The sequence below is a fragment of the Ornithinicoccus halotolerans genome (assembly GCF_009602535.1).
Taxonomy (GTDB): Bacteria; Actinomycetota; Actinomycetes; order Actinomycetales; family Dermatophilaceae; genus Ornithinicoccus; species Ornithinicoccus halotolerans.
This window is the reverse complement of sequence record NZ_WIQI01000003.1, coordinates 59,538-69,332: the sequence shown is the minus strand read 5'-3', so window position 1 is coordinate 69,332 and position 9,795 is coordinate 59,538. Positions and strand designations below refer to the sequence as shown.

Sequence of the window (9,795 nt, the reverse complement as noted above, 5' to 3'; positions counted from 1 at the left end):
AACCGAGGACTGTAACCACCATGGCAATCCGTAAGCACAAGCCGACAACGCCGGGCCGTCGCGGCTCGAGCGTGGCCGACTTCGTCGAGGTGACCCGCACCACGCCGGAGAAGTCGCTGGTTCGCCCGCTGTCCAAGTCCGGTGGCCGGAACGCCTCCGGTCGGATCACCACCCGGCACATCGGTGGTGGCCACAAGCGGGCCTACCGCGTCATCGACTTCCGCCGCGCGGACAAGGACGGCGTGCCGGCCAAGGTCGCCCACATCGAGTACGACCCCAACCGGACCGCCCGCATCGCGCTGCTGCACTACGCCGACGGCGAGAAGCGCTACATCATCGCGCCGAACCGGCTGCGGCAGGGTGCCACCGTCGAGAACGGCCCGTCCGCCGACATCAAGCCCGGCAACAACCTGCCGCTGCGCAACATCCCCACCGGCACCGTGGTGCACGCCATCGAGCTGCGCCCGGGCGGCGGGGCCAAGATCGCCCGGTCCGCGGGTGCGCGCGTGCAGCTGGTCGCCAAGGACGGTCCGAACGCCCAGCTGCGGATGCCCTCGGGCGAGATCCGCAACGTGGACGCCCGGTGCCGCGCCACCATCGGCGAGGTCGGCAACGCCGAGCAGACCAACATCAACTGGGGCAAGGCCGGCCGGTCGCGCTGGAAGGGGCGTCGCCCCACGGTCCGCGGTGTCGTCATGAACCCGGTCGACCACCCGCACGGTGGTGGCGAGGGCCGCACCTCCGGTGGTCGCCACCCGGTCAGCCCCTGGGGCCAGCCGGAGGGCCGTACCCGTCGTCCGAACAAGCCGAGCGACAAGCAGATCGTGCGTCGCCGCCGCACCGGCAAGAAGCGCTGAGTAGGGAGCTAGCGAAGCATGCCTCGTAGCCTCAAGAAGGGCCCCTTCGTCGACGACCACCTCGTCAAGAAGGTGGACGCCCAGAACGAAGCCGGCACCAAGTCCGTCATCAAGACCTGGTCCCGGCGGTCCATGATCACCCCCGAGATGCTCGGCCACACGCTGGCCGTGCACGACGGCCGCAAGCACGTCCCGGTCTTCGTGACCGAGTCGATGGTCGGCCACAAGCTCGGTGAGTTCGCCCCGACCCGGACCTTCAAGGGTCACGAGAAGGACGACCGGAAGGGCCGCCGCCGTTGAGGCGGCCGGCCGAGACGAGCCGATACATCCGATGAGTTCGCACGAAAGTAAAGGGACAGCGATGGAAGCCAAGGCGCAGGCGCGGTACGTCCGTGTCACGCCCATGAAGGCCCGCCGCGTCGTGGACCTGATCCGTGGCAAGCGCGTGACCGACGCCGTGGCGATGATGCAGTTCGCCCCACAGGCGGCTAGCGAGCCGGTGCTCAAGGTGCTGAACAGCGCCGTGGCCAACGCGCGCTACCAGGCCGACCAGACCGCGGAGGCCTTCGACGAGCGTGACCTGGTGATCACCGGCGCGTACGTCGACGAGGGCCCGACCATGAAGCGGTTCCGGCCGCGCGCCCAGGGCCGCGCCGCCCGCATCCTCAAGCGGACCAGCCACATCACCGTGCTGGTCGGCGCCCAGCAGACCGTCAAGGGAGGTGCCCGCTAATGGGGCAGAAGATCAACCCGAACGGCTACCGCCTGGGGATCACGACCGAGCACAGCAGCCGGTGGTTCGCCGACTCGACCAAGCCGGGACAGCGCTACCGCGACTACGTCAAGGAAGACGTGGCGATCCGGGAGCTGCTCTCCACCGGGATGGACCGCGCCGGCATCTCCAGGGTGGAGATCGAGCGCACCCGCGACCGGGTCCGGGTCGACATCCACACCGCCCGGCCGGGCATCGTCATCGGCCGCCGCGGCGCGGAGGCCGACCGGATCCGCAGCGAGCTGGAGAAGCTCACCGGCAAGCAGGTGCAGCTGAACATCCTCGAGGTCAAGAACCCCGAGGTGGACGCCCAGCTGGTCGCCCAGGGCATCGCCGAGCAGCTCGCCGCGCGAGTGACGTTCCGTCGGGCGATGCGCAAGGGCCTGCAGACCGCGCTGCGCGCCGGAGCCAAGGGCATCCGGATCCAGTGCTCCGGTCGACTGGGCGGGGCCGAGATGTCCCGTTCGGAGTTCTACCGCGAGGGCCGGGTGCCGCTGCACACGCTGCGCGCCAACATCGACTACGGCTTCTACGAGGCCCGCACCACCTTCGGCCGCATCGGCGTGAAGGTGTGGATCTACAAGGGTGACCTCACCGCCCGGGAGCTCGCCCGCGAGCAGGCCTCCCAGGCCCCGTCCCGTCCCGGCCGGCGCCGTGACGGCGACCGGCCCAGCCGTGGCGGCCGGCGCGGTGAGCGTCGCGGTGGTCAGCAGCAGACCGACGCGCCGGCCCTGGAGGCCCAGGAGCCCGCGGCCGAGGGCGCCTCCGTGAGCAGCACAGAGGGAGAGCAGTCCTGATGTTGATTCCCCGTCGAGTCAAGTACCGCAAGCAGCACCACCCCACCCGGGGCGGCACCGCCAAGGGCGGCACGACCATCGCCTTCGGTGACTACGGGATCCAGGCGCTGGAGCCGTCGTACGTCACCAACCGGCAGATCGAGTCCGCGCGAATCGCGATGACCCGTTACATCAAGCGTGGCGGGAAGGTGTGGATCAACATCTACCCGGACCGCCCGCTGACCAAGAAGCCCGCCGAGACCCGGATGGGCTCCGGCAAGGGCTCCCCGGAGTGGTGGGTCGCGAACGTCAAGCCGGGCCGGGTGATGTTCGAGCTGTCCGGCGTGTCCGAGGAGATCGCGCGGGAGGCCATGCGCCTGGCCATGCACAAGCTGCCGATGAAGTGCCGCTTCGTCGCGCGTGAGGGTGGTGAGAACTGATGGCGGTCGGAAGCAAGAACCTGACCCCCGAGCAGCTGCGCGGCCTGGAGGACCAGCCCCTGCGGGACGCGCTGGCCGAGGCCAAGAAGGAGCTGTTCAACCTCCGGTTCCAGTCGGCCACGGGCCAGCTGGAGAACCACGGCCGGCTGCGCGCGGTCCGCAAGGACATCGCCCGCATCTACACCGAGATGCGCGAGCGCGAGCTCGGGATCGGCCGTCCGGGGACCGCGGCTGCCGCTGAGGAGCCGAGCACGACCGAGACCGAGACCGAGAAGGTGGGCTGACATGAGCGAGAACACCGCCGAGGTGACCGAGGAGGCCACCGGCTCGTCCGCCGCGCGCAACTACCGCAAGACCCGGCAGGGCTACGTGGTGAGCGACAAGATGGACAAGACCGTGGTCGTCCTCGTGGAGGACCGCGTCAAGCACGCCCTCTACGGCAAGGTGATGCGCCGCAGCCACAAGGTGAAGGCGCACGACGAGGGCAACGCCGCCGGGATCGGCGACCGCGTGCTGATCATGGAGACCCGTCCGCTGTCGGCGACCAAGCGCTGGCGCGTGGTGGAGATCCTCGAGAAGGCCAAGTAAGCAACCAACCCACAACGTTCGGCAAGGCTCGCCCGGCTCACGGGCCGGGCGAGAACCCGCTCGACGACAGGAGTTCGACAGTGATCCAGCAGGAGTCGCGACTGCGTGTCGCGGACAACACCGGGGCGAAGGAGATCCTGTGCATCCGCGTGCTCGGTGGCTCCGGGCGCCGGTACGCGGGCATCGGTGACACCATCGTCGCGACCGTCAAGGACGCGATCCCCGGCGGCAACGTCAAGAAGGGCGACGTCGTCAAGGCCGTCATCGTGCGCACCCGCAAGGAGCGTCGCCGCCCGGACGGTTCCTACATCCGCTTCGACGAGAACGCCGCGGTCATCCTCCGCAACGACGGTGACCCCCGCGGGACCCGCATCTTCGGCCCGGTGGGCCGGGAGCTGCGCGAGAAGCGGTTCATGAAGATCGTCTCGCTCGCCCCGGAGGTGATCTGAGCATGGCACGCAGCAAGATCCGCAAGAACGACCTGGTGCAGGTGATCTCCGGCCGCCGCCAGTCCAAGGGCGGCGACCTGGGCAAGCAGGGCCGCGTCATCGAGGTAAACCGGGAGACCAACCGGGTGCTCGTTGAGGGCGTCAACCGGGTCACCAAGCACACCCGTGCTGGTGGCCAGCGCGGCGTCAACACCGGCGGCATCCAGGTCACCGAGGCGCCGATCCACGTGAGCAACGTGGCGGTCGTCGACCCCGAGACCAAGAAGCCGACCCGGATCCGCACCCGGGTGGAGACGCAGACGGACGACCGCACCGGTCGTCAGAAGACGCAGCGCACCCGCGTCGCGGTGCGCTCGGGTAAGGACCTGTGAACACGATGACCACTGCCACCACCGAGTCCACCATGCCGCGGCTGAAGGCTCGCTACCGCGAGGAGATCCGCGCGGCGCTGAGCAGCGAGTTCGGCTACCGCAACCCGATGCAGGTGCCGGGCCTTGTCAAGGTCACCGTCAACATGGGTGTCGGCGAGGCCGCGCGCGACAGCAAGCTCATCGAGGGCGCCATCCGCGACCTGGCCACCATCACCGGCCAGAAGCCGGCCGTGACCCGGGCCCGCAAGTCGATCGCGCAGTTCAAGCTGCGCGAGGGCATGCCGATCGGCGCGCACACCACGCTGCGCGGCGACCGGATGTGGGAGTTCCTGGACCGGCTGCTGTCGCTGGCGCTGCCGCGGATCCGTGACTTCCGCGGGCTGTCGCCCCGGCAGTTCGACGGCCACGGCAACTACACCTTCGGCCTGAATGAGCAGTCCATGTTCCTCGAGGTCGACCAGGACCGGCTCGACCGCGTCCGGGGGATGGACATCACCGTGGTCACCACGGCGAACACCGACGACGAGGGTCGCGCGCTGCTGCGCCACCTCGGCTTCCCGTTCAAGGAGAACTGATCGTGGCCAAGACCGCTCTTGTCCAGAAGGCCAACCGCAAGCCGAAGTTCAAGGTCCGCGCCTACACCCGCTGCCAGCGGTGCGGCCGGCCGCACTCGGTCTACCGCAAGTTCGGCCTGTGCCGCATCTGCCTGCGGGAGCTGGCGCACCGGGGCGAGCTGCCCGGCGTGACCAAGTCCAGCTGGTGAGCCGGCTACCCATCGACCACCCACGAAGCACTACATCGCAGGTCGACCCGGTCCGCCGGGTTGAAACCGCGGTGAGGAAGGGCCGTTAGCCCAATGACAATGACCGACCCGATCGCGGACATGCTGACCCGCATCCGCAACGCCAACTCGGCGCACAAGGACGAGGTCAGCATGCCGTTCTCGAAGCTGAAGTCCCACATCGCCGAGATCCTGCAGGCCGAGGGCTACATCGCCGGCTGGAGCGTCGAGGACGCCGAGGTGGGCAAGACGCTGCGGATCGACCTCAAGTACGGGCCGAACCGCGAGCGCTCCATCGCCGGTGTGCGCCGGGTGTCCAAGCCCGGGCTGCGGGTGTACGCGAAGTCGACGAACCTGCCGCGCGTGCTCGGCGGGCTGGGTGTGGCGATCATCTCCACCTCCTCCGGCCTGCTGACCGACCGCCAGGCCAACGAGAAGGGCGTGGGCGGGGAAGTCCTCGCCTACGTCTGGTGAGCAGGAAGGAGCAATAGGCATGTCCCGCATCGGAAAGCTTCCTGTCACCGTGCCCTCCGGCGTGGAGGTCACCATCGACGGCCAGACCGTCGCGGTCAAGGGCCCCAAGGGCCAGCTGCAGACGACCGTGGCCGAGCCGATCACCGTCGCCAAGAACGACGAGGGCGCCATCGAGGTGTCCCGTCCCGACGACGAGCGCGAGTCCAAGTCGCTGCACGGCCTGAGCCGCACCCTGGTCGCCAACATGGTCCAGGGCGTCACCGAGGGCTACACCAAGCGGCTGGAGATCCACGGCACCGGCTACCGGGTGCTGGCCCGCGGCAGCGACCTCGAGTTCGCGCTGGGCTACTCCCACCCGGTCCTGGTCAAGGCCCCGGAGGGCATCACCTTCCAGGTGGAGAACCCCACCCGGTTCTCCGTCACGGGCATCGACAAGCAGCAGGTCGGCGAGGTGGCGGCCAACATTCGTAAGCTGCGCCGCCCCGACCCCTACAAGGGCAAGGGCGTGCGCTACGAAGGCGAGCGCATCCGCCGCAAGGTCGGAAAGGCTGGTAAGTAAGCCATGGCAATGATCGTCAAGCGTGCCAAGGGCAAGAACGCGTCCCGGGCGCGCCGCCACCTGCGGCTGCGCAAGAAGATCTCCGGGACCGCAGAGCGCCCCCGTCTGGTGGTGAACCGCTCCTCGCGGCACGTCTTCGTCCAGCTGGTCGACGACACTGCCAGCCGCACCCTGGCCTCGGCCTCCACCATGGAGCCGGACCTGCGCGGGCTGGCGGCCGACAAGACCGCCAAGGCGCGCCGCGTCGGCGAGCTGCTGGCCGAGCGCGCCACGGCGACCGGCGTCTCCGCGGCCGTCTTCGACCGGGGTGGCAACCGCTACGCCGGACGGGTCGCCGCGATCGCCGAGGGCGCCCGAGAGGGAGGGCTGTCCCTGTGACCACCACCACCGTCTACCCGAAGAAGAGGATCCTCTGATGGCTGATCGGGACAACCGTCGCAGCCGCGACCGTCGCGGAGGCCGCGACGAGGAGCGAAACCAGTACCTCGAGCGCGTGGTCACCATCAACCGCGTCGCCAAGGTCGTCAAGGGTGGTCGTCGCTTCAGCTTCACCGCGCTGGTCGTGGTGGGCGATGGCGACGGCACCGTCGGTGTCGGCTACGGCAAGGCCAAGGAGGTCCCCTCGGCGATCTCCAAGGGCGTGGAGATGGCGAAGAAGAACTTCTTCCGCGTGCCGCGTGTCGGCGGCACCATCCCGCACCCGGTGCAGGGCGAGGACGCCGCCGGCGTCGTGCTGCTGCGCCCGGCCAGCGCCGGTACCGGTGTCATCGCCGGTGGCCCGGTGCGTGCGGTCCTGGAGTGCGCCGGCATCCACGACGTGCTGAGCAAGTCGCTGGGCTCGGACAACGCGATCAACATCGTCCACGCCACCATCGCCGCCCTGAAGGGTCTGGAGCGGCCGGAGGCCGTTGCCGCCCGTCGCGGGCTGCCGCTGGAGGACGTGGCCCCCGCGGCGATGCTGCGGGCCCGTGCCGAGGCGGGTGCCTGATGGCGCAGCTGAAGGTGACCCAGACCCGTTCGATCATCGGCGCCAAGGTCCAGCACCGCGAGACGCTGCGCTCGCTGGGGCTCAAGCGCGTCGGTGACAGCGTCGTGAAGGAGGACCGCCCCGAGTTCCGGGGGATGGTCCGTGCGGTCGCCCACATGGTGACCGTCGAGGAGGTTGACTGACCATGGCTGACACCACTGCCAAGACCGAGCGCCGGGCGGGGTCCGGTGCGCTGAAGCCGCACCACCTGCGTCCCGCGCCCGGCGCCAAGACCGCGCGCACCCGCGTCGGTCGCGGCGAGGGCGGCCGCAAGGGCAAGACCGCCGGCCGCGGCACCAAGGGCACCAAGGCCCGCTACCAGGTGTCGGCGGCCTTCGAGGGCGGCCAGACCCCGCTGCACATGCGGCTGCCCAAGCTGCGTGGCTTCACCAATAGGTTCCGCACCGAGTACCAGGTCGTGAACCTGGACCGGCTCGCCGAGCTCTACCCCGACGGCGGCGAGGTCACCGTCGCGGACCTGGTCGCCAAGGGCGCGGTCCGCAAGGGCCAGCCGGTCAAGGTGCTCGGCACCGGTGAGCTGTCCGCAGCGCTCACCGTGACCGCCGACAAGTTCTCGGCCTCCGCCAGGGAGAAGATCGAGGCGGCCGGGGGCACGGCCACCCAGGCCTGAGGCCCAGGGCCGGCGCGCCCGCCGTGACCACGCCCCGGGACGCCACCACGGCGGCCCGGGGCGTCGTCGTCCCGGACGCTCACGGGTCGCCGACCCGGCGAGTGTTATCGTCACCCGGTTGCCGCATCACCCGCGTCACCGGGGCCCATCCAGGGAGGATCCGCCAGTGCTTTCCGCCTTCGGGCGAGCGTTCAAGACGCCCGATCTTCGCAGGAAGATCCTGTTCACGCTCGCGATCATGGCCCTGTTCCGGCTGGGGTCGCACATCCCCGCCCCGGGCATCGACTACGGCCTGGTTCAGCAGTGCCAGGACATGGCTCAGTCGACCAACTCCGCGCTGGGCATGATCAACCTCTTCAGCGGCGGCGCGCTGCTCCAGCTGTCGATCTTCGCGCTGGGCATCATGCCCTACATCACCGCGGCGATCATCACCCAGCTGCTCACCGTCGTCATCCCGCGGTTCGAGGCCCTCAAGAAGGAGGGCCAGGCCGGGCAGACCAAGATGACCCAGTACACGCGGTACATGACGATCGGGCTCGCCGTGCTGCAGGCCTCCACCCTGGTGACCTTCGCGCGCAACCCCTCCACGCTGTTCGGGCCCACCTGCTCGTCGGTGATGCCGGACGACTCGGTCCCGGCGGTGCTGCTCATCGTGCTCACGATGACCGCCGGCACCGGCCTGATCATGTGGCTGGGCGAGCAGATCACCGAGCGGGGCGTCGGCAACGGCATGTCGCTGCTGATCTTCACCGCCATCGCGGCCGGCTTCCCCGGATCGCTGGCGGTCATCCAGCAGCAGTCCTGGCTGACCTTCGCCCTCGTCATGGCGCTGGGCCTGGTGATCGTCACCATCGTCGTCTTCGTCGAGCAGTGCCAGCGCAGGGTCCCGGTGCAGTACGCCAAGCGGATGATCGGCCGCCGCCAGTACGGCGGGACCTCCACCTACATCCCGCTGAAGCTGAACATGGCCAACGTCATCCCCATCATCTTCGCCAGCTCGATCCTGATGCTGCCGACGATGGTGGCCCAGTTCAACACCCCCGCGGACGGTACCGCCCCGCCGCAGTGGGTCACCTGGGTCAACACCTACCTGGGGATGGGGATCACCGGCCAGGACACCCACTGGGTGTACATGCTGGTCTACGTCACGCTGATCCTGTTCTTCACGTTCTTCTACGTGTCGGTGACCTTCAACCCGGTGGACGTGGCGGACAACATGAAGAAGTACGGCGGCTTCATCCCCGGCATCCGCGCCGGACGGCCGACGGCGGAGTACCTCGACTACGTGCTCACCCGCGTCACGACGGTCGGTGCGATCTACCTGGCGATCCTGTCGCTGATCCCGCTGATCGCCTTTAACATGCTCGGCACCACCCAGGACTTCCCCTTCGGCGGGGCCTCCATCCTGATCATCGTGGGTGTCGGCCTGCAGACCATCAAGCAGATCGAGTCCCAGCTCCAGCAGCACGACTACGAAGGGTTCCTCCGCTGATGCGCATCGTCATCCTCGGGCCGCCCGGGGCCGGCAAAGGCACCCAGGCCGCCGCCATCGCCGAGTCGCGCTCCATCCCCGCCATCTCCACCGGCGACATCTTCCGGGCCAACATCAAGAACGAGACCGAGCTCGGCCAGCAGGTCAAGGAGATCCTCGCCTCCGGTGGCTACGTGCCCGACGAGGTCACCAACGCCATCGTGCGGGACCGGCTGGTGCAGGACGACGCCCGGCACGGGTTCCTCCTGGACGGCTATCCCCGCACCCCCGGCCAGGTCGAGGCCCTGGACGAGATGCTCGCCGAGCAGGGAGTGGTCCTGGACGTGGTGCTCGAGCTGACCGTCGACACCGACGAGGTCGTGCAGCGGCTGCAGCAGCGGGCCCGGGACCAGGGCCGGGCCGACGACACCGAGGAGGTCATCCGCGAGCGGATGGCGATCTACGTCGAGGAGACCGCCCCGCTGGCCAGCATCTACCGCGAGCGCGGCCTGCTGCGCCAGGTGGACGGCATGGGCACGGTCGAGGAGGTCCGCGAGCGGATCTCGGCCGCGCTGGACCGCGACCGCCCGCAGCGCTGA

19 protein-coding genes are annotated in these 9,795 nt (G+C 69.3%); all 19 read left to right on the top strand.

The window, feature by feature from the left end; genetic code table 11:
• Positions 1 to 20: 20 nt before the first annotated feature.
• The 19 genes from rplB (at position 21) to GFJ45_RS01345 (ending at position 9,795) form a co-directional block, all read left to right on the top strand.
• The gene (gene rplB / locus GFJ45_RS01435; protein ID WP_153393302.1) at positions 21 to 857 is read left to right on the top strand and encodes a 50S ribosomal protein L2; all 837 of its coding nucleotides are present in this window, start codon (positions 21 to 23) and stop codon (positions 855 to 857) included.
• Between the two features lie 18 nt (positions 858 to 875).
• Positions 876 to 1,157, top strand: a complete 282-nt coding sequence (gene rpsS / locus GFJ45_RS01430) for a 30S ribosomal protein S19 (protein ID WP_153393299.1) — start codon at positions 876 to 878, stop codon at positions 1,155 to 1,157.
• Positions 1,158 to 1,218: 61 nt separating this feature from the next.
• A complete protein-coding gene (gene rplV, locus GFJ45_RS01425) occupies positions 1,219 to 1,590 on the top strand; it encodes a 50S ribosomal protein L22 (RefSeq protein ID WP_153393296.1) in 372 nt (123 codons plus the stop codon).
• The gene (gene rpsC / locus GFJ45_RS01420) at positions 1,590 to 2,426 is read left to right on the top strand and encodes a 30S ribosomal protein S3 (RefSeq protein ID WP_153393293.1); all 837 of its coding nucleotides are present in this window, start codon (positions 1,590 to 1,592) and stop codon (positions 2,424 to 2,426) included. Before rplV ends, rpsC begins: the two co-directional genes overlap by 1 nt.
• Positions 2,426 to 2,845: a 50S ribosomal protein L16 gene (gene rplP / locus GFJ45_RS01415; protein WP_153393290.1), complete on the top strand. Its 420-nt coding sequence runs from the start codon at positions 2,426 to 2,428 to the stop codon at positions 2,843 to 2,845. Before rpsC ends, rplP begins: the two co-directional genes overlap by 1 nt.
• A complete protein-coding gene (rpmC, locus tag GFJ45_RS01410; protein ID WP_153393287.1) occupies positions 2,845 to 3,129 on the top strand; it encodes a 50S ribosomal protein L29 in 285 nt (94 codons plus the stop codon). Before rplP ends, rpmC begins: the two co-directional genes overlap by 1 nt.
• Position 3,130: 1 nt before the next feature.
• Positions 3,131 to 3,433: a 30S ribosomal protein S17 gene (rpsQ, locus tag GFJ45_RS01405; RefSeq protein ID WP_153393284.1), complete on the top strand. Its 303-nt coding sequence runs from the start codon at positions 3,131 to 3,133 to the stop codon at positions 3,431 to 3,433.
• An 80-nt stretch (positions 3,434 to 3,513) separates the two neighbouring features.
• Positions 3,514 to 3,882: a 50S ribosomal protein L14 gene (rplN, locus tag GFJ45_RS01400; RefSeq protein WP_153393280.1), complete on the top strand. Its 369-nt coding sequence runs from the start codon at positions 3,514 to 3,516 to the stop codon at positions 3,880 to 3,882.
• Between the two features lie 2 nt (positions 3,883 to 3,884).
• On the top strand, positions 3,885 to 4,253 hold the full coding sequence (rplX, locus tag GFJ45_RS01395; protein ID WP_153393277.1) for a 50S ribosomal protein L24: 369 nt from the start codon (positions 3,885 to 3,887) through the stop codon (positions 4,251 to 4,253).
• Between the two features lie 5 nt (positions 4,254 to 4,258).
• Positions 4,259 to 4,828 carry a 50S ribosomal protein L5 gene (gene rplE, locus GFJ45_RS01390; RefSeq protein WP_153393274.1) on the top strand — a complete coding sequence of 190 codons (570 nt, stop codon included), beginning with the start codon at positions 4,259 to 4,261 and terminating at the stop codon, positions 4,826 to 4,828.
• A 2-nt stretch (positions 4,829 to 4,830) separates the two neighbouring features.
• A complete protein-coding gene (locus GFJ45_RS01385; RefSeq protein ID WP_153393270.1) occupies positions 4,831 to 5,016 on the top strand; it encodes a type Z 30S ribosomal protein S14 in 186 nt (61 codons plus the stop codon).
• 93 nt (positions 5,017 to 5,109) lie between these two features.
• On the top strand, positions 5,110 to 5,508 hold the full coding sequence (rpsH, locus tag GFJ45_RS01380) for a 30S ribosomal protein S8 (protein ID WP_153393267.1): 399 nt from the start codon (positions 5,110 to 5,112) through the stop codon (positions 5,506 to 5,508).
• A gap of 19 nt (positions 5,509 to 5,527) precedes the next feature.
• On the top strand, positions 5,528 to 6,067 hold the full coding sequence (rplF, locus tag GFJ45_RS01375; RefSeq protein WP_153393264.1) for a 50S ribosomal protein L6: 540 nt from the start codon (positions 5,528 to 5,530) through the stop codon (positions 6,065 to 6,067).
• A gap of 3 nt (positions 6,068 to 6,070) precedes the next feature.
• Positions 6,071 to 6,445 carry a 50S ribosomal protein L18 gene (rplR, locus tag GFJ45_RS01370; RefSeq protein ID WP_153393261.1) on the top strand — a complete coding sequence of 125 codons (375 nt, stop codon included), beginning with the start codon at positions 6,071 to 6,073 and terminating at the stop codon, positions 6,443 to 6,445.
• Between the two features lie 37 nt (positions 6,446 to 6,482).
• Positions 6,483 to 7,055 carry a 30S ribosomal protein S5 gene (gene rpsE / locus GFJ45_RS01365; RefSeq protein ID WP_228386328.1) on the top strand — a complete coding sequence of 191 codons (573 nt, stop codon included), beginning with the start codon at positions 6,483 to 6,485 and terminating at the stop codon, positions 7,053 to 7,055.
• Positions 7,055 to 7,237, top strand: a complete 183-nt coding sequence (gene rpmD, locus GFJ45_RS01360; RefSeq protein ID WP_153393256.1) for a 50S ribosomal protein L30 — start codon at positions 7,055 to 7,057, stop codon at positions 7,235 to 7,237. Before rpsE ends, rpmD begins: the two co-directional genes overlap by 1 nt.
• Before the next feature lie 2 nt (positions 7,238 to 7,239).
• Positions 7,240 to 7,725, top strand: coding sequence for a 50S ribosomal protein L15 (rplO, locus tag GFJ45_RS01355; RefSeq protein WP_153393253.1), 486 nt, complete (start codon positions 7,240 to 7,242; stop codon positions 7,723 to 7,725).
• 166 nt (positions 7,726 to 7,891) lie between these two features.
• Positions 7,892 to 9,217: a preprotein translocase subunit SecY gene (gene secY / locus GFJ45_RS01350; RefSeq protein ID WP_153393250.1), complete on the top strand. Its 1,326-nt coding sequence runs from the start codon at positions 7,892 to 7,894 to the stop codon at positions 9,215 to 9,217.
• Positions 9,217 to 9,795, top strand: a complete 579-nt coding sequence (locus GFJ45_RS01345; RefSeq protein ID WP_153393247.1) for an adenylate kinase — start codon at positions 9,217 to 9,219, stop codon at positions 9,793 to 9,795. The genes secY and GFJ45_RS01345 overlap by 1 nt, the downstream gene beginning before the upstream one ends.